Annotated in this window: 9 protein-coding genes and 1 pseudogene; 2 read left to right on the top strand and 8 right to left on the bottom strand. The window is 73.5% G+C overall.

The features are described from left to right. Window positions 1-50: 50 nt before the first annotated feature. Window positions 51-554, bottom strand: a complete 504-nt coding sequence (locus OG331_RS17805) for a protein phosphatase (RefSeq protein WP_406197283.1) — start codon at window positions 552-554, stop codon at window positions 51-53. A 113-nt stretch (window positions 555-667) separates the two neighbouring features. Here OG331_RS17805 and OG331_RS17800 point away from each other — a divergent pair, with 113 nt between their 5' ends. Further along, window positions 668-1,477 carry a nuclease-related domain-containing protein gene (locus OG331_RS17800; protein WP_406197280.1) on the top strand — a complete coding sequence of 270 codons (810 nt, stop codon included), beginning with the start codon at window positions 668-670 and terminating at the stop codon, window positions 1,475-1,477. 187 nt (window positions 1,478-1,664) lie between these two features. Here the strand turns inward: OG331_RS17800 and ligD are convergent, their stop codons facing one another. After that, a complete protein-coding gene (gene ligD / locus OG331_RS17795) occupies window positions 1,665-2,546 on the bottom strand; it encodes a non-homologous end-joining DNA ligase (protein ID WP_406197277.1) in 882 nt (293 codons plus the stop codon). A 62-nt stretch (window positions 2,547-2,608) separates the two neighbouring features. On the opposite strand from ligD, the gene OG331_RS17790 reads away from it, so the two are divergent. Next, window positions 2,609-3,676: a Ku protein gene (locus OG331_RS17790; protein ID WP_406197274.1), complete on the top strand. Its 1,068-nt coding sequence runs from the start codon at window positions 2,609-2,611 to the stop codon at window positions 3,674-3,676. Window positions 3,677-3,689: 13 nt separating this feature from the next. Here OG331_RS17790 and OG331_RS17785 read toward each other — a convergent pair. The 6 genes and pseudogenes from OG331_RS17785 to OG331_RS17760 all read right to left on the bottom strand — a co-directional run. After that, window positions 3,690-4,940, bottom strand: a pseudogene (locus OG331_RS17785) (beta-ketoacyl-[acyl-carrier-protein] synthase family protein); the annotation flags it as partial. Between the two features lie 133 nt (window positions 4,941-5,073). Beyond that, the gene (locus OG331_RS17780; RefSeq protein WP_406197271.1) at window positions 5,074-5,829 is read right to left on the bottom strand and encodes a thioesterase II family protein; all 756 of its coding nucleotides are present in this window, start codon (window positions 5,827-5,829) and stop codon (window positions 5,074-5,076) included. Then, window positions 5,826-7,910: a beta-ketoacyl synthase N-terminal-like domain-containing protein gene (locus OG331_RS17775; protein ID WP_406197268.1), complete on the bottom strand. Its 2,085-nt coding sequence runs from the start codon at window positions 7,908-7,910 to the stop codon at window positions 5,826-5,828. The genes OG331_RS17780 and OG331_RS17775 overlap by 4 nt, the downstream gene beginning before the upstream one ends. Beyond that, window positions 7,907-11,212: a non-ribosomal peptide synthetase gene (locus tag OG331_RS17770; RefSeq protein WP_406197266.1), complete on the bottom strand. Its 3,306-nt coding sequence runs from the start codon at window positions 11,210-11,212 to the stop codon at window positions 7,907-7,909. Before OG331_RS17770 ends, OG331_RS17775 begins: the two co-directional genes overlap by 4 nt. After that, window positions 11,202-15,083 (bottom strand): non-ribosomal peptide synthetase, encoded by a 3,882-nt coding sequence (locus OG331_RS17765; protein WP_406197263.1) that lies wholly within the window; start codon window positions 15,081-15,083, stop codon window positions 11,202-11,204. Before OG331_RS17765 ends, OG331_RS17770 begins: the two co-directional genes overlap by 11 nt. Then, complete coding sequence (locus OG331_RS17760; RefSeq protein WP_406197260.1) at window positions 15,083-19,765, bottom strand: amino acid adenylation domain-containing protein; 4,683 nt, start codon at window positions 19,763-19,765, stop codon at window positions 15,083-15,085. Before OG331_RS17760 ends, OG331_RS17765 begins: the two co-directional genes overlap by 1 nt. Window positions 19,766-19,779: the final 14 nt, after the last annotated feature.

Raw genomic sequence — 19,779 nt, 5'->3', positions numbered from 1 at the left:
TTCGGACGGAAGTCCTTTTTGCGCACCCGGTGGGCGGACGGGCGAAACGATTACTCGGCGAGCTCCTCAAGGAGCCGGGCGGTCGACAGTCCGGCGCGGAGGTAGTCGACGAACAGCTCGTTGTGCAGGGCCCACGGAGAGCGGCGGGAGCGTATCAGCCGGATCGCCTGCTCGGCGGAGTGGCTCCGGCGCACCAAGGCGTGGGCGATGACGAGCCCCGAGCGGTTGTAGCCGTGGTAGCAGCGGACGAGGACCCTGCGGCCCCCGTCCAGCGCCTCGCACGCGGCCTCGGCCAGCCGTATCACCCCCGCGAGCTGGGTGCCGTCCAGCGGTCCGTCGGGGATGGGCCACACGTGGTGCTCCACGCCGGGATCGGGCCCGTGGCCGGGCAGGCGCAGCAGAGTCTGTACGAGATCGAACTCGTCCCGTACGACGGCGAACTCCACGCCCGACTGCCCCCGGAACTCGTGACCGCCCATCCACAGGCCGGGCACGATCTCGCTCCACGGGCTGTCCGGAGCCGGTACGTCGGGTTGCTTCCTGCGGGTACGCAACGGCGCCTCCCCAACACCCGTCGAGGGGGGTCTGCCCAACTCCTCTCAAAGGTAACCGGGTTCTTGCACGCGCAGCACCCCGCCTGTTCCCATGGTCAGTGGGGTGATGGTGCATGAGCGGACTGCGCGTCATACCGACCTGGCGACACGGCCAGGAGCGGCTCTACGTCTGCCTCACGGACGGGCGGAACATCGCCTGGTACGACCGCGAGGCGGCCCGGATCAACCTGCTCAGCGACGACCGCCGGGAGGATGTGCTGGAGGCGCTCGGGCCCTTCGTCACCGGCCCGGTGACGGTGGGGCCGCCCCCCGTCCCCACGCCCGCCGAGCTGGCCCGGCTGACCCTGCATCCGGACGACGACCTGGCGCCCAACCGTCCCGGCGAGGCGCTCCTGGTCTCCCTCGACCGGGATCCTGGGCCCGCCCACCGACTGAGCCGTCCCGACCCCCGCCGCCGGGCCCTGGCTGCGGAGCAGACGGTCGGGGAGGCGCTGGACCGGCTGGACGGCGCGGGCTGGCACACGCTGCACTCCGTGCCGCTGCCCGGCGGCGACCGCATCCATCACCTCGTGGTCGGCCCCGGCGGGCTGTTCGCGCTGCACACCCTGTACGCCCGCAAGCAGAAGGTGACCGTCGCCGACCCGATGGTCACCCTCGGCCGCCGTGACTCCCACCCCCTGCTCCGCCGCGTCCGAGCCGACGCCGACCGTGCGTCCTACGCCCTCACCGCCGAGGTCCACCCGGTCCTCGCCCTGGTCGCCCCGTCCGACGTGACCGTCACCGGGCCGCTCCGGGAGGTCCGCGTCGTCAAGGACACGGAGGTGGCGGGGCTGGCCCGGACGGGCGGGGTGCTGAAGCCGGCGGACGTGGAGGCGCTGCATGCGATGGCTCGGGACCGGGGGGTGTGGCGTGCCGCCGGCTGAGCCGTGGGGCCGGCCGCCGCGGGCCTTGCTGAGGGCTGCCGCCCCCAGACCCCCGCTTCGGCCTGAACGGTTTCGTCCTCAAACGCCGGACGGGCTGGATTGTCTGGGCCGGCGCTGGAATTTCAGCCCCTCCGGGGCGGAGCCCCTTCAAGGACGGGAAGGGTAGGGGCGGCGGGGGCGAGGACGGTCACGGCAACGACCCCGCACCGTCCCCGTCGAGAAGCGGAGCCAGCAAGTCGCCGTACTCCTCCAGACGCGCAGCCAGATCCGGCGCGAGGATCGTCAACCCGTCGGGAGAGCGGCAGCCCTCCACCTCCTCCCACGTGACCGGCGCAGACACGGCCGGCTCACGCCGAGCGCGCAGCGTGTACGGCGTGGCCGTCGTCTTGCGGGCAGCGTTCTGGCTCCAGTCCACGAACACCTTGCCGGGCCGCAGGCTCTTCGTCATCCGGTGAAGCGCCAGCCGGGGCATGGCCTTCTCGGCCTCCACGGCGAGCTCCTTGGCGTACTCGGTGGCCCGCTCGGACGGGGCGGGATGGATCGCCGCGGCGAGATGCAGGCCTTTCGAGCCGGACGTCTTGGCATACGCCTCGATGCCGTCCGCCGCCAGCCGTTCCCGCAGCCAGAGCGCCACCTCGCAGCACTCGACGACCCCGGCCGGCGAACCGGGGTCGAGGTCGAAGACCAGCCGGTCGGCTTCACCCGGCGCCCCGATCACCCACTGGGGCGTATGGAACTCGGTGACGAGGTTGGCCGCCCACATCAGGCTCGCGAGGTCCTGCACGAACACCATGCGGGCCGGCCCCTCGACACGGGGGACCTCGGCCGTGGTGACCCACTCGGGAGTGCCCGGCGGAACGTTCTTGGTGAAGAACACCTGGCCGTCCGGACCGTCGGGGTACCGCAGGAAGGACACCGGCCGATCCCGCAGATGCGGCAGCAGGGCGTCGGCCGTGGTGGCGTAGTAGTGCAGCAGCTCGCCCTTGGTGAAGCCGGTCGCCGGATACAGCACCTTCTCCAGATTGCTGAGCGCCAGCCGTCGCCCCTCCACCTCTGTGATCGGCGTCATACGATGAGAATTCCAGAAAATGCGAGGGATGTCCGGGTGATCCTGGCAAAACGATCGAAAGGGTGCTGCACGTGCGATCCATCTGGAACGGCGCCATCTCGTTCGGCCTGGTCAGCATCCCGATCAAGCTGGTGAACGCCACGGAGAACCGCTCGATCGCCTTCCGCCAGATCCACACCGAGGACGGCGGCCGTATCCGTTACCGCAAGGTCTGCGAACTGGAGGACCGCGAGGTCACCCAGGCCGAGATCGGCAAGGGCTACGAGGACGCGGACGGCACGATCATCCCGATCACGGACGAGGACCTGTCCCACCTGCCGCTCCCGACCGCGAAGACGATCGAGATCGTGGCGTTCGTGCCGGCCGACCGCATCGACCCGCTCCAGATGGACAGCGCGTACTACCTCGCGGCGGGCGGGGCGCCCGCGGCCAAGCCGTACACCCTGCTGCGGGAGGCGCTGAAGCGGAGCCAGAAGGTGGCGATCGCCAAGTACGCCCTCCGTGGCCGTGAACGCCTGGGCATGCTGCGCGTGGTCGAGGACGCCATCGCCATGCACGGACTGTTGTGGCCGGACGAGGTCCGGGCCCCGGAGGGCGTCGCGCCGGACGCGCACGTCACCGTGAACGACAAGGAGCTGGACCTCGCGGACGCCCTGATGGACACCCTCGGTGAGATCGAGCTCGACGAACTGCACGACGAGTACCGCGAGGCCCTGGAGGAGGTCGTCGCCGCGAAGGCGGCCGGCGAGGCCCCGCCGCAGACGCCCGAACCGGCGAAGTCCGGCAAGGTCCTCGACCTGATGGCGGCCCTGGAGAAGAGCGTGCGGGCGGCGAAGGAGTCGCGCGGCGAAGAGCCGGGGGAGGCGGAGGCGGAGGTCAGATCCCTGCCCCAGCGCAAGACGGCCCGGGCGGCGCCCAAGCAGGCGGCCGGCAAGAAGTCGACGGCCGCGACGAAGAAGGCGGCGGCCAAGAAGACCGCGTCGTCGGCGTCGGCCAAGAAGTCGACCGCGAAGACGGCCCAGGGCGCGAAGAAGACAGCGGCCAAGTCGACCACGGCGAAAAGCACCGCCAAGAGCGCCGCGAAGAAGACCGCTGCCAAGAAGACGGCGTCGCGCAAGCGCACAGCCTGAAGTCTGCGCGCCCCTATCTCCGCCGCAGTGCCAACACCGCGTTGTGCCCTCCGAACCCGAACGAATTGCTGAGCACCAGGTCCCCGTCCGCCGGCAACGCCCGCGGCACCCTCCTCACCACATCCAGCCCGATCGCGTCGTCGACCTCCTCGCACCCCACGGTCGGCGGCATCACCCCGTGATGCAGCGTCAGTACGGCGGCGACGGCCTCGACCCCGCCCGCCGCCCCCTGGAGATGTCCCAGGTGCCCCTTGAGTGCCGTGACCGGTACGGGCCGTTGCCCGAGTACCGCCCGCAGTGCGCCCGCCTCCGCGAGGTCGCCCTCGATCGTGGCCGTGGCATGGGCGTTCACGTGGACGACGTCCGCGACACGGCCCCCGGCATCCTTGAGGGCCCGGCGCAGGGCCAGGGCGACGCCGTTGCCGGAGGGGTCGGGAGCGGCCATGTGGTGGGCGTCGGCCGACAGGCCCCAGCCCGCGGCCTCGCAGTAGATCCGCGCGCCACGCGCCCGCGCATGCTCCTCGGCCTCCAGTACGAGGATCCCGGCGCCCTCGCCGTTGACGAACCCGCTCCGGTCCTTGGCGAAGGGACGCGAGGGCGAGCCGGTCGAGGGGTCACCGTCGGCGAGGGCCCGCATCGCCGCGAAGGACGCCATGATCGCCGGAGTGACGACGGCTTCGGCGCCGCCCGCGAGAGCCACGTCGAGCTGTCCGTACCGTATGCGGTCGATCGCCTGCCCTATGGCCTCGGTCCCCGACGCGCAGGCGCTCGTCACGGTCCTCGCCTCACCCGTGATGTGCAGGTCCAGGGAGACCTGGGAGGCGGCCTGTGAGGGCACCGTCATGGGGGTCGTGAGCGGCGAGACCGCGCGCGGCCCTTTCTCCCGCAACCTCCGGTCCCCGCCCACCAGTACGGACGCGTCCCCGAGAATGGCCCCCAGGCTCACCCCGACCCGCTCCGGCCCGACCCCGCTCTCCCGTGTGCCGCCCTCGGCGAACCCCGCGTCGGCCCACGCCTCCCGGGCGGCCAGCACCCCGAACTGCGCGGCCCGGTTCATCCGCCGCGCCACCGGCCGGGGCAGCAGCCGGGCGGGGTCCACGGACACGACCCCGGCGATCCGCACGGGCAGCCCGGCGAACTCCTCCCCCTCCAACTCCCGTATCCCGTGCCGCCCGTCGAGCAGTCCCCGCCACAGCTCGCCGACCCCGACGCCCAGTGGTGTGATCGCCCCGAGGCCGGTCACGACGACCCTCCGGGGTGCCGGCGCGGGTGCGGTGGCCTCGCGTGCGACGGCCTCGCTCATCCGGGCATGCCCCCTCAGGTCGTTGAAAGGGAAACATGCCCAGTTTTCTCACCTCTTGCACGTCACCTCGTGCACGTCCGTTCGACGCGCCGCCTCACAGCAGCGAGGCGATCAGCGCGATCAACTCCTCTCTGCGCGGGCTGAGATAGAAGTGGTTCCCCTCGAAGACCCGGACGTCCAGCCCCTCGGTCGTGACGTCGGCCCACGCCGAGAGGTCCTCGATCGCGCACGCGGGATCACGGTCGCCGCCGCAGGCCGTGACCGGAACTCCCAGCCGGTGCAGACGAGCCGGGCGGTACTTCGCCAGCAGGCCGAAGTCCGCGCGCAGGGCCGGCACGATCACCGGCCGCAGCGCGGCGTGTTCGAAGACGACGGCGCCCTCGGGATTCAGCCGCCGGACGTGGTCCAGGATCTCGGTGTCGGTCGGGAGCGGGCGCGGCGCCTGCTCCTGCGGGACACGGGGCCGGGTGCGGCCCGACACGATCAGGCGGGTGAGGGTGCGGCCGGGGACGTCCTCCAGTCGGCGCGCCACCTCGTACGCCACGGACGAACCCATGCTGTGGCCGAAGAAGGCCAACGGCAGGTCGTCGTCGACCTCGTGCAGCAGGGCCGTCGCGATCGCGTCCGCCAGCTCCTCCATCGTGGTCGCACACGGCTCGGACAACCGGTCCTGACGGCCCGGGTACTGCACCGACACGACCTCGATCTCCGGTGGCGTCAGCGCGGCCCAGTCGTGGAAGAATCCGGCCGCGCCGCCGGCATGGGGAAAGCACACCAGGCGGATCCTCGCGCCGGGCGCGCTCACGCCCCTGAGCCATCGGGTCCGGCTGTCCGGGAGCGGGACGGTCATGACTCCGCCTCGAACTCGGAGAGGAGAGCATCGAGGGCGCCGTCGGTGTCGCCGTTCTGCTTCATCTCGACGATGCGGTTCGTCATGTCCTTCAGCGTGATCGGTTCGAGGAACAGCTGGATCGGCACGTCGATGCCCAGCTCGTCGCGGAGCCGTCCGGCAAGGTGGACGGCCGTCAGCGAGTCACCGCCCGCCTCGAAGTACGTCTGCTCCAGATCGGCGGCGCCGTTGAGGTCCAGCGCCTCGATCACCAACTCGGCCACCGTGGCTTCGAGTTCGTTCTCCGGCGACGGCACCGGCGTCGGCGACGGTTGCGGAAGGGCAGGCGTCTCCGTCGCTCCTTCCGGCGCCGTGGGCCGCCTCAGCGTCAGCGCGCCATGGCTCTCACCCGCGAACGGATATGCCGGGAGCGACACCCGCCGTACGTCACCGTCGAGGGCCGGCCAGGTCACCTCCTCGCCGCTGAGCCATGCCTCGCCCCGGGGGTCGGTCGTGGAGTCCCGGCGGCCCGCGGCCAGCGCCGTGAGCTTGTCGGCGGCCTCCCGTGCCCCGGCGGCCACGACATAGCCGCGTACGGGCATCGCGACCCGGCCCGTGCGCAGGGTGTGGGCGGCATCGGCCAGGGACGGGGCGTCCGCCTCGCGCAGTCGCCTCGCCAACCGGTCTGCGAGGGCGGCGAGTTGGGTCTCGGTGCGGGCCGACAGCGGCAGGACCAGCGGGTGCGCGGGAGTATCCGGTCGGGCCGGCCGCTCCGGTGCCTCCTGCACCACCACGTGCACGTTCGTGCCGCCGATTCCCACCGACGTCACGCCCGCCAGCCGGGGCAGGCCCGCCCGGTCCGGCCACTCCTCCGCCTCGGTCACCAGCCGCAGCGGCGACTCCCGCAGGGCGGGGACCGGGCTGGTGACGTCCACCGTCGGGGCGAGCGTCGCGTTCTCCAGCATCAGGATCGTCTTGATCAGCGCCGCCGCCCCGGCCGCCGCGTCCGCGTGCCCGATGTTCGACTTCACCGAGCCGATTCCGATGCCGACACCCGTGCCGGTGCCCGTGCCGTCACCGCCCGCGAAGGCCGCGCTCGCCGCCTCCAGTTCGATCCGGTCTCCCAGCTCCGTCCCGGTCCCGTGCGTCTCCACGTACTGTGCCGCCGACGGCTCCAGCCCCGCCGCCGCCCACGCCTCCGTGATCGCGGCCGTCTGCTGGTCCACCCCAGGAGCGGTGAACCCGACCTTGCCGGAACCGTCGTTGGTGACGGCCGTACCCCGGATCACCGCACGCACCGGGTCACCGTCGGCCAGCGCGTCCTCCAGCCGGCGCAGCACCAACAGGCCCACCCCGCTGCCCGGCACCGTGCCGGCCGCCTTCTCGTCGAAGGGGCGGCAGCGGCCGTCGGGGGAGAAGATCCCGCCCTGGTAGTGGACGTAGCCCTGCTTGCGCACACTGCCGATGGCGACGCCGCCCGCGAGCGCGGTGTCGCACTCGCCGAGGAGGAGGGCCTGCACGGCGAGATGCACCGCCGTCAGCGAGGTCGAACAGGCCGTCTGGACGGTCATGCTCGGGCCGTCCAGACCCAGGCGGTACGAGATCCACGGCGCCAGGAACTCACGGTCGGTGAGGATACGGACCTGGAGGGCGCCGATCGACGCCGCGAGCGCCGGGTCCGTGCCGGCGGCCAGGGCGTGTTCGGTCGGGCTGCCGCCCACGTACACGCCGGTGCGGGACGGGGCGTTCAGCGGGGCGTGGCCCGCGTCCTCCAGGGCGGCCCAGGCGGTCTCCAGCAGCACCCGGTGCTGCGGGTCCAGGGCCGCCGCCTCGGTGCGGCTGAAGCCGAACAGGTCCGCCTCGAAGCGGTCCGCGTCCGGGAGCCGGCCCTGTGCGGCGACGTACGCGGGGTTGCGCAGCTCCGCCGCGTCCGCGCCGTCGGCGAGCAACTCCTTCTCGGTGAAGGTGGACAGGGAGCAGACGCCGTCGCGCAGGTTGGCCCAGTAGGACTCCAGGTCCGGCGCGCCGGGGAAGCGGCCGCTCATGCCGACGACGGCCACCGCGGATTCGAGATCCTGCATCGGGACTTCTTCGGTCGTCATCGTGTGGTGCCTTTCCTGGAACGGATCTTCTGCAGGGCCGCCCGGCGGTCGCTGCCGCGCCGGGCCGCCTCCTCGCGGGGTGCGGTGTTCTCGGCCGTACTGTCGAGGTGGGCCGCAACGGCTGCCACCGTCGGATGCCGGAAGAGGTCGACCAGGGCGAGGTCCCGGTGCTCAGGGTGTTCCCGGAGCGCCGCGAGCACCGCCAGCAGCCGTACGGAATTGCCGCCCAGGTCGAAGAAGTTGTCGTGCGAGCCGACCCGGTCCAGGGTCAGCACCTGCTGCCAGACCTCGGCCACACGCTGCTCGGTCGCGGTGCCCGGAGCGGTGTACGACTCGCTCAGCACCGGCCGCGACGACGGGGGGTCGGGGAGCCGGGACCGGTCGGTCTTGCCGGAGCGGTTCAGCGGCAGCTCCGGCAGGCGTACGAAGACGTCCGGGACCATGTATCCGGGCAACCGCCCGGCCAAGTGGGCCCGCAGCACCGCGTCCGGCAGCTCCGCGGTGGTGACGAGATACGCCACCAGCCGCTGCTCGGCACCCTCCCCGCGCACCGCGGCAGCGGCCACCGTGACATCGGCGTGGCCGGCCAGCAGGGCCTCGATCTCGCCCAGTTCGATCCGGTAGCCGCGCAGCTTCACCTGGGAGTCCCCGCGGCCGAGGTAGTGCAGCACGTCGTGCGCGTCGACCCGGCACAGGTCCCCGGTGCGGTACATCCGGCTGCCGGGCGGGCCGTACGGGTCGGCGACGAACCGTTCGGCCGTCATGCCGGGCTGGCCGATGTAGCCGCGGGCCAGGGTGGCGCCGGCGACGTAGAGCTCGCCGGTCACGCCGACCGGGACCGGGCGCAGCCGCCGGTCCAGGACGTAGGCGCGGGAGCCGGGGACGGCGTGGCCGATGACCACCGGCTCGCCCGGACGCAGGTCGGCCGTGGTGGAGTACACCGTGGCCTCACTCGGGCCGTACGCGTTGACGATCCGGCGGCCCTCCTCGCCGAGCCGCTCGACCAGCTCGGCCGGGCACGCCTCGCCGCCGACCGCGAGGGTCCGCAGCTCGGGCAGGGCGCCCGGGGCGCGGGGCAGGGTCATCGCGGCGGACGGCGGCAGGAAGACGTACGTGATGCGGGAGTCCCTGAGCCGTTTCTGGAGCGCCTCGCCGAGCCGCTCGTCCTCCTGCGCGATGTGCAGTTCCGCGCCCGCGACCCAGGGGAAGAACAGGTCGGACACGGCCACGTCGAAGCCGAACGACACGAACTGCAGGACGCGGTCCCGCGCGGTCACCGGGAACACGGGGCGTACGTTCGTCGCGAGGTTGAGCAGCGAGCGGTGCTCGACGGCGACGCCCTTGGGGACGCCGGTGGAGCCCGAGGTGTAGAGGACGTAGGCGAGGTCGCCGGGGGCGCACGACACCGGGGCCTGCGCGGGTGCGGTGTCCGTGTCCACGTCGACGTCGACCCGTAGTTCCGGTACGTCCGTGCCTGCCGGGCCTGTCGTCTCCGCCGCCGTCAGCAGCAGGGACGTGCCCGAGTCGGTGATCATGTAGGCGAGGCGGGCCGCCGGATGTGCCGGGTCCAGGGGAACGTATGCGGCGCCGGCGCGGAGCACCGCGAGGGCGGCAATACCCATGTCGGCGCCCCGCGGCAGCAGCAGGCCGACTCGGTCGCCGCGGCGTACGCCCTGCTCGCGCAGGCGGGCCGCGAGGGTGTCGGCGCGGTGCAGTAGTTCGCGGTACGTCAGGCGCTGGTCGCCGCAGACGAGGGCGGTGGCCTCCGGCTGCCTGGCGGCGCGGTCCGCTATGAGGGCGGGTACCAGCTGCGTCCCAGGGGGTGCCGCGCTGTGCCGTACGGCGACTGCGGGTTCGTCGTGGCTGGTCGCGCCCACGCGGCCGAGCCGCATATCGACACGGCCCGCGCCCCTGGAGGGGGTTGCTGTCCCCTGGGTCAGCAGGCGGGTGCGTTCGTCCGGCGGGAGCATGTCGATGGCCGACAGGGGCGCGTCCGGACTGTCCAGCAACCCCTCCAACAGCGTCTCGAAGCACCGCACCCACCGTCGTACCGTCTCCGCCTCGAACAGTGCGCTGCGGTGGATCAGGTACGCGGCGAGATCCTCGCCCCAGCGCTCCACCTGGAGGTGGAAGTCGAACTTCGCGGTGTCCAGAGCGACATGGACGCGCTCGACCTCGGCGCCGGCCAGACGCAGCGTCAGCTCGGTGTCGTCGTCGTAGCCGAAGACCACCTGGACGACCGGGTCGTGGCTGATCTCGCGGGCCGGGGCGACCGCGTTCACGACTGCCTCGAAGGGAGCGTCCTGGTACGGCTGCGAGTCCAGAAGGGCGGAGCGCAGGCGGTCGATCAGGGCGTGGTACGACGGGTCGCCGGACAGGTCGACCCGCAGGGCCAGGGTGTTGGTCAGCATGCCGACCAGGTCCTGGAGTTCCGGGCGGTCCCGGCCCGAGACGGGGAAGCCGATCACCAGGTCCTCGGAGCCCGACAGGCGGCTCACGAACGCGGCGTACGCGGCGAAGACCGCCATGAACGGCGTACCGCCGCGCGCCCGTGCCGTCTCGGCGATCCGCTCGCGGACCCCGGCCGGCAGCGTGAACCGTTCCGTGCCGCCCGCGGCCGAACGGACCGCACCGCGCGGCCGGTCCAGCGGCAGCGGGACCGTCTCGGCCGCGCCCCGCAACCGCTCGGCCCAGTACGCGACCGAGCCGGCGTACTCGCCGCCCGCCTGCCGCTCCCGCTGCCAGGACGCGAAGTCCGGGAACTGGAGGGCCAGTTCGGGCAAGGAGTGGCCCAGCCCCTTGGTCTCGTTCTCGTAGCCGGCCGACAGCTCCCGCAGCAGCACGCCCAGCGACCAGCCGTCGCAGACCAGATGGTGGGCGACGAGCAGGATGCGGTGGCTGCCGTCGCCCACCGCGTACAGCGTGCAGCGCAGCAGCGGGCCGGTCGTCACGTCGAAGGGGCGGGCGGCCTCCGCGCGCATCCGGGCGTCCACCTCGGCCACGGGGACATCGCGCTCCATGCGCGGCTCGGCCCTCCCGGCCGCCGACACGATCTGCACCGGCACCCCGTCGGTGCCGGTGCGGAACACCGTGCGCAGCGACTCGTGCCGGATGACCAGCGCGTCGAGCGCTCGGCCGAAGGCAGCCGTGTCGAAGGGCCCGTGCACGGCGAAGGCGGCCGGCACATGGTAGGTCGCGCTGCCCGGGTCCATGTGGTCCAGGACGAGCAGCCGGGCCTGCGCGTCCGAGGTCGGGAACTCGTACTCCTCCGAGATCCCGTTACTTATGTCGTCAGCATCCATCTGCCTGCGCTCCGTCCCCCGTGCAGTCCCTTGCCAGTACGTTCTCCACGACCGTGGCGATCTCGCCGACCGGTCCCGCCGTGAGCACATCGCTGTGCTCACACTCCAGTTCGTGCACGTCCACCCCGGCCGAGCAGGCCTGCCACGCCGCGTACTTCTCCTCGGTCGTGGCCTCCGCGGCGCGGGTGGCCGAGAAGAGGGTCACGCGGCCGTCGTACGGCGACGGCTGCCAGGCGCGGGCCAACTCGATGTACCGCTCCATGGCGGCGACCAGCGTGTCGAGGCGCCCTTCGTCCAGGTCGGCGAGCAGGGCGCTGTGCGCGTGGACACGGGCGACGACCTCGGCCCGCTCCAGCGGTCCGGGCCCGGCCGCAGCCCCGGGCAGCGCGTTGCGCAGCAGGCTGTCCAGCGCGGCCTGTTCCACGACCGCCGGGTCCAGCGGCACGCGGGCCACCTCGGGCGGCTTCGGCATCGCGTCCAGCACGGCGACGAGCTCGACCTCCTCGCCGGCCGCGCGCAGCCGCACCGCCAGCTCGTGGGCGACGGGCCCGCCGAAGGAGCGGCCGAGCAGCAGATACGGTCCGTGCGGCCGCACCGCGCGGATGCGCGACAGGTAGCTCTCGGCCAACTCCGAGACGGTTCCCGGCAGTTGCTCGCCGCGCAGCACCGGCGTCTGCAACGCGTACACCGGCCGCCCGGGCGCGAGGTGCGGCAGCAGCGCCGCGTACGCCCAGCCGAGTCCCAGCCCCGGGTGCAGACAGAACAGCGGGGGCAGGTCGCCCTCGCGGCGCAGGGTGAGCAGCGGGGCGTACGCGTCCTCGTCGTCCCGGTCCTCCGCCTGCCCTGTCGCCAGGCGGGTGGCGAGCGCGGCGGGTGTGGGTGCCTCGAACAGCGCCGCCGGTGACACCCGGGTCCCCAGCTCCGCGTGGATCCTCGCGGTCAGGCGCAGGGCGAGCAGCGAGTGCCCGCCGTGCGCGAAGAAGTCGGCGTCGGGGCCGAGCGCGTCGACGCCGAGCACCTGCGCGAACAGCGCGCACAACCGCTGTTCCCGCCCCGGCCGGGCGATCCGCCTGCCACGGCCCCGCGGGCCGCCGTCCGGTTCGGGCTCGGGCAACGCGGCCCGGTCGACCTTGCCGTGCGCGGTCAGGGGCACGGTGTCCAGGCGGGACCAGGCCGAAGGCAGCAGATGCGCGGGCAGCGTGCGCGCCGCGTGCTCCCGTACGAGGTCCGGGTCGCCGCCCACGACATACGCGACCAGCCTCTTGCCGCCGCCCGGCCCGGGGCGTGCGGCGACGACGGCCCGCTCCACGCCCGGGCAGCCGGCCAGGGCGGCCTCCACCTCGGCGGGCTCGATCCGGAAGCCGCGCACCTTGACCTGGTCGTCGCCGCGGCCCATGAACTCCAGGTCACCGCCCGGGAGGCGGCGCACCAGATCGCCCGTGCGGTACATCCGGGCGCCGGGCGGGCCGTACGGGTCGGCGACGAAGCGCTCGGCGGTCAGGCCGGGGCGGTTCAGGTATCCGTGGGCGAGCCCGGCGCCGGCGACGTAGAGCTCGCCGACCGTTCCCGTCGGGACCGGGCGCAGGAGCCGGTCGAGGACGTGGGCGCGGGTGTTGTCGAGGGGCCGGCCGATCGGCACGGACCCGCCGACGTCACCGCTCACACGGTGGGCCGTGGCGAACACGGTGGTCTCGGTGGGGCCGTAGCCGTTGACGACCCGGGTGCCGGGGCAGAGTTCGCGCACCCGGCGCACCGCCTCGGGCGCGAGGACGTCCCCGCCCGCCCACACCTCACGCACACTGCCGAGCACCTCGGGCGCGATCTCCGCGACGGTGCGCAGGAGTTCCGCGGTGAGCCACACAGCCGTGACGCGCGCTTCGGGCAGCAGCCTCTTGAGCACGTCAGGGGTGACCGGGCCGGGCTGGGCGACCACCACGGTGCCGCCGTTCAGCAGGGGCACCCACATCTCGTAGGTCGCGGCGTCGAAGGTGTGCGGGCTGTGCAGGAGGACGCGCTCGTGAGCGCCGCCCGTGAAGCGGGAGTCGGCGGCGAGTTCGGCGACGGCTCGGTGCGGGGTGACGATGCCCTTGGGTTCGCCCGTCGAGCCGGACGTGTACATCACGTAGGCGGGGGATTCGGGGGGCACGGGAGCCGTCGGCGGGTGTGCGGTGGAGTGGGATTCGCGGAGGTCCAACGCCCGTACACTGCCCGGCAGTTGTACCTCGGCGGCGATGAGCGCCACCCGTGCGTCAGCCGCCTCCACCAGCGCCGCCAACCGCCCCGCCGGAGCCCCCGCATCCAGCGGCAGACAGCACGCGCCCGCCTTCAGCACCGCCAGCTGTGCGACGACCATGGACACGGACCGGGCCAGCGGCAGCGCCACGGTGTCGCCGGGCCGTACCCCCGCCTCCCGGAGCCGGCCCGCCAGCGCGTCGGACGCCGTGCCGAGGCCGGCGTACGTCAGCACCTCACCGTCGGACTCGACGGCGGGCGCGTCGGGCGTACGGGTCACGTGCTCGGCGAAGCGCCCGGGGATGCTCAGCGCCTGGGGCGTCGTACGCATGGGACGCGCCGGCCCGTCGGAGAGGGCGAGCAGGTGTCGCCGCTCCTGCGGCGGGAGGACGTCGAGCCGGTCGGCCGGTGTCCCGTCGGCGGAGGTCAGTGCCTCCAGGGCGCGCGCCAGGCGGGCGCCGATCGTGGGTGCCGGGATGCCCCGGCGGCAGCTGACCCGCAGCAGCATCCGCTCGCCTGCGACGACGGCGATCGTCACCGGGTAGTGCGTCGCGTCCCGCGTCTCGACCAGCTCGACGGCCGGGGCGGGGCCTTCGGCGCGCGGGAAGTTCTCGAACGCCAGGACCGTGTCGAAGAGTTCACCCGCGCCCGCGGCCCGCTGCACCTCCGAGAGCCGTACGTGGTGATACGGCGCCAGCCGCAACTGCTCGTCCTGGACGCGGGCCAGCAGCTCGTCGACGCCCTCGCCGGAGCGCAGCCGGATCCGTACGGGCAGCGTGTTGATGAACAGCCCCACCATCCGCTCGACGCCCGGCAGATCGTGCGGCCGCCCGGAGACGACCGCGCCGAACACCAGGTCCTCGGCACCGGTCATCCGGGCCAGCACCAGGGCCCAAGCGGTCTGCGCGACGGTGTTGACGGTGACGCCGGCGTTCGCGGCACGGCGGGTGACGGCCGCCGTCAGCTCGGGCGTCAGCTCGATGTCGACCGTGTCCTCAGGGCCGTCGGGCCCCTCGGGCGACAGCAGGGCGGGCCGCGCAAGACCGCCCAGCGCCTCGCGCCAGGCGGCCTCGGCCCCGACCTGGTCCTGACCGTTCAGCCAGACCAGGTACTGCTTGAAGGGTGCGGCGGGTGACAGCTCCCCGGTACCCGCAGCCAGCGCCTCCAGCTCCTGCGCGAGCAGCGGCAACGACCAGCCGTCCAGCAGGATGTGGTGGAAGGCCAGCAGCAGATCCGCACCCTCGTCGTGCCGCACCAGCGTGGCCCGCACCAACGGCGGCCGGGCCAGATCGAAGCGGCGGTCCCGGTCCTCGGCCATGAGACGGGCAAGCTCCGCCTCCGTCGCGTCCGGCGTGCGCCCGGTGCGGTCGGCCTCCGTCCAGGGCAGCTTCACCGCGCGCGGGATCACCTGCACCGGCCGCTCGACGTGCTCGTGCCTGAAGCACGCCCGCAGATTGGGATGCCGCTCCAGCAGCCCGGCCACCCCGGCCCGCACCGCCTCGGCCGTGACGCCGGGGGCGATCCGGAACCGCGCCTGCACCAGATACGGGTCGGGTCCCTCCGGATCACGCAGGGCGTGGAAGAGCAGCCCCTCCTGGGCGGGGGACAGCGGCAGTACGTCCGCGATACGGCCGCCCATCAGTCGTCCCCCTCGCTGTCCTCGTCGGCCGGCTCGAAGTCCAAGTCGTCCTCCAGCAGGGCGAGTTGATCGGAGGACAGGTCGACGAGCGGGAAGTCGGAGCTGGTGTGGCCGCCCGTGCCGGCGCGGCGGGTGTGCTCGACCAGCACCTCGATCGCCCCGCACCACAGGCGGGCCAGCTCCTGGACCTCGTCCTCGCCGAGCTCGCCGCGCGCGTAGGAGAACCCGGCGTTCAGACACAGCCGTCCGCCGCCCCGCTCCAGGACCAGCGCGTCCACTTCCACCGCGTGCCCGAGCGGCAGCGCCTCCGCGGCCATGCCGAGCAGCTCGCCGTCGGCCGTGTCGCCGCCGGAGAACCGGCCCAGGTAGTTGAAACGCAGGTCGGGGACGGGCAGCGCGGCCAGCTTCGGGGCGGTGTCCGGGTTGAGGTGGCGCAGCAGACCCCAGCCGAGGCCGCCCGAGGGGACCGCCCGCAGCTGCTCCTTGACCTGCTTCAGCGCCTCACCGGCCGCGTCCTGCGCCGGCTGCCAGAAGTCCGGGCCGAGCGCGGCGCCCGCGTCCACCCGGACCGGGTACTGGGTGGTGAACCAGCCGACCGTACGGGAGATGTCGGCCGGCGTGGCGAGCGCCTCGCGGCCGTGGCCCTCCAGGTGGACCAGCAGACCGGAGCCCGCGTCCCGGCGCCGTACCGCAGCCGCGGCCAGTGCTGTCAGCAGTACGGCGTCCGGGCCGCAGTGGAAGGCCGTGGTCACCTCGGACAGGGCCGCCTCGGTGACCTCGGGCGTCAGCTCGACGGTGAGTACGGCACGGCGCCCGCCGACACCCCGGCCGCCGGCGATCCGCGCGTCCGGGCCGGTCAGCATCCGCTCCCACCAGGCCGACTCCACATCGGCGAGCTCGGGCCGCACCGCCTCCTGCGTCAGCAGCCGCGCCCAGCGCGCGAAGGACGTGCCCGTGCTCTCCGGCAGCCGCTCCCCGGCCAGCCCGGCGGCCAGTTCGGGACCCAACAGCCGCCAGGACACCCCGTCCACCGCCAGATGGTGCACCGTCAGCAGGAGCAACCCCGACTGCCCGGCAGAAACGTCGAGCCAGGTCGCCCGCACCATCTCGCCCTGCTCCGGGTCGAGCCGCACCGACGCCGCCAACTCCTCGGCCAGTACCCGCGGATCGGCACCGGCGGGTACCTCGACGCGGTCCACCGCCACGCCGGGGACCTCCTCGGGAACCTCCAACTCCCCGTCCACGAGCCGCATCCGCAGCACACCGTGCCGCTCGACCAGCCCGCGCACCGCCGCCTCGACCCGCTCCGGGGTCATGTCCCGCGGCACCGGGAACACCATCGACTGCGTGAACGCCGCCGCGTCCCCGCCGCCCTGCTCACGCCACCAGCGCATGACCGGCGTGAGCGGGAAGCGTCCGGTACCGGAATCCGGGCCCGCATCCGTGCCGCGGTCCGTCACCGCCCGCGCCGTCAGCGCGAGTGCGGCAGGCGTACGGGCCGTGAAGACGTCACGCGGGGTGATGCCGAGCCCCGCCCCCGAAGCGCGCCCCGCGAGCTGGATCGCCATGATGCTGTCGCCGCCGAGCCGGAAGAAGTCGTCGTCGGCACCGACCCGTTCGACGCCGAGCACCTCCTCGAACAGGGCGCACAGGGCGACTTCGCGGACCCCCTCCGGCGCCCGACCGGCACCGCCGGGACGAGTCCCCGGCGCGGGCAGCGCCGCCCGGTCCAGCTTGCCGTTGGGCGCCAGCGGCAACGCCTGAAGCACCACCACGTCGGCCGGCACCATGGCGGCGGGCAACCGCCCGGCGGCGTACGCCAGCAGTGCGTCCGGCGCGGGTTCGGTGCCGGACGCGCCGACGACGTACGCGACGAGCCGCGGCCTGCCCGGCCGGTCCTCGCGTACGACGGCCACGGCCTGTTCCACCGAGGGGTGCCCGGTGAGGACGGCCGCGATCTCGCCCGGCTCGATGCGCTGACCCCGGATCTTCACCTGGTCGTCGGACCGGCCCAGATACTCCAGCTGCCCGTCGTCGCGCCGCCGGGCCAGGTCCCCGGTGCGGTACATGCGTGCGCCGGGCGCCCCGTACGGGTCGGCGACGAACCGCTCGGCGGTCGCCCCCGGCCGGCCCAGATAGCCGTACGCCACCCCCGGGCCCGCCAGATACAGCTCGCCGCTCACCCCGGGCGGCACCGGCCGCAGCCGCCCGTCGAGCACGTACGCGCGCGTGCCCGGCAGCGGGGCGCCGATGGGCGGGGTCGTGCCGTCGCCGGTCAGCGGGCCGGCGACGGTGGCGGCGACGGTGAACTCGGTGGGCCCGTAGGCGTTGTGGAACCGGCGCCCGCCGACCGCCCAGCGGGCCACCAGCTCCGGCGGGCACGCCTCCGCGCCCACGGCCAGCGACCGCAGCTGCGGGTACTCCCCGGTGGGGACCGTCGCCAGCACCGAGGGCGGCAGCATCGCGGCGCTGATCTGGAGCCCGGTCAGCACATCGGCCAGCCCTTGCCCGGCGAGCGGCCCCTCGGGCGGCACGACCAGCGTCCCGCCCGAGCCGAATGCCATGCACATCTCGGCCACGGAGATGTCGAACGCGGGCGACCCGAGCTGCAGGACCCTGCTGCCGGGGCCCAACGCCATGGAGTCCACGAGCCCCTGAGCGAGCGCGGCCAGCCCGGTGTGCGGCACGAGAACACCCTTGGGGCGCCCGGTGGACCCGGAGGTGTGTATGACGTAGGCCGGTTCGAACGCCCCCCAGGGGCGCGGGGCTGTCATTGATTTGCGGCGTCCCGGCAATTCCAGCGATTCGCTCAACGCCAAGGTCGGCACTTCCGTATCGACCGGCACCCCCCGCTCACCCACGACCAACAACACCGGCCCCGCATCCGCCAGTGCCAGCGAAACCCGCTCCGCCGGATAATCGGGGTCGATCGGCAGATACGCCGCCCCGGCCCGCTGCACCGCCAGCAACGCAGGCACCATCGCCGAGGTGCGCCCCAGCGCGAGAGCCACGACCTCCCCCGGCCCCGCACCGCGCTCGGCGAACACCGCGGCCAACCGGTCGACATGGTCGACGAGTTCGGCGTAGGTCAGCGTCAGCGATGCGGCATCCAGCGCGGGCGCGTCGGGGGTGCGGGCCGCCTGCCGGGCCACCAGGTCGGGGAGGGCCAGCGGCTCGGGGGCCGGAGCGCCGGATGCCAGGTCCGCGAGCCTGCGCCGGTCGGCCTCCGGCACCAGCCCGACCTCCGCGAGCGGCACCTCGGGGTCGGCGGTGAAGCGCCGCAGCAGCTCCAGGTAGGCGTCCGTCCAGTGCCGTACGGTGTCGGCGCCGAAGAGGGCCGTACGGATCTCGAAGCTGCCGTCCATCGCGCCGTCGTCGGCGTCCCGGACGATGCCCACGAGGTCGTGCTCGCCGCCGGTGTGGATGCGCTCGGGCTCGCTGAACTCCCGCAGCGCGGCCACGCTCCGCTGCTGGGTGAGGTGCATGAACACCCACTGGAACAGCGGGGAGCGCCCGGCGCTGCGGTCGGGGGCGACCGTCGAGACGATCCGGCCCACGGGCACGTCGGCGTTGGTCATCAGCTCGGGGAAGTCCGTGGCGAACCGGGACAGCACGTCGGCGAAGGAGTCCCCGGGCCGGATCCGCCAGCGGGTCGGGATGGCGTTCATGACGTACCCGATGACCCGCTCCAGGCCCTTGGCCGCACGGTTGGCGGTCGGGGTGCCGAGCACCATGTCGTCGGCGCCCGTGAGGCGGTGCGCGAGGACCGCGAAGGCCGCCATCAGGACGACGTAGACCGAGGCGCCGCGTTCCCGGGCCAGGGCCCGAATCGCCTGGGCGGTCGGGGCGTCGACGCGGAACGGGATCTGCGCGATGTCGTCGCCGGTGTCGTTACGGCTGCCCGGCACGGTGAGCGGCCCCGGCGGCTCGGCCAGGTAGCGGCGCCAGAAGTCCAGCCGCGCCGCGAAGACGCCGGCCTCCTCCAGCTCGCCCTGCCAGGAGGCGAAGTCGGCGTACTGGACGAGGGGGCGGGACGTGGTGGTACCACTGCCGTCGCCGGTCGCGTGGTGGGCCTCGGCGAACTCGGCCTGGAGCACGTCGAAGGACCACCAGTCGGCGATGACGTGGTGCAGGCCCAGCATCAGCGTGGTCCGCCGCTCGTCGACGGTGACGAGGCGGGCCCGCATCAGGGGGCCGCCGGCCAGGTCGAAGGAGCGGCGCCGGAAGGTCTCGAAGGCCTCCGCGATGGTGGTGCCGGTGCCGCGCAGGTCCTCCCGCTCCAGCACGAAGCGGTCCTCGGGCGGGAAGGTGACGTGCAGAGAGCCCGGTTCGCCGCCGATGCGCGCCCGCAGGATGTCGTGCTGGGACCGGACCAGGGTGAGCGCGGTCTCCAGCCGGTCCGGGTCGACCGGCTCGACGGTCTCGTCGAAGTGGTAGGCGCTGCACAGGTTCAGCGCCGGAGTGCCGGGATACAGCGACTCGTACACCCACAGGTCCTCCTGCGCGGGACTCAGCCGCACCGGACCGTCCCCGTCCCGGCGCGGCACGACCGCCGGGATCAGGCCCAACTGCCCGGACTCCACGAGCCGGCGCATCAGCCGGACGCGCTGCTCACCGCTGAGCGCGCCGAACCGCTCGGCCATCGAGGCACTCGCCCTGGCCGCCCCCGTTGTCCCCGTCACGCCACGTCCTCCCG

It is taken from the genome of Streptomyces sp. NBC_01017, from assembly GCF_045162795.1.
GTDB lineage: Bacteria > Actinomycetota > Actinomycetes > Streptomycetales > Streptomycetaceae > Streptomyces > Streptomyces machairae.
This window is presented reverse-complemented; position numbering and strand designations above follow the sequence as displayed.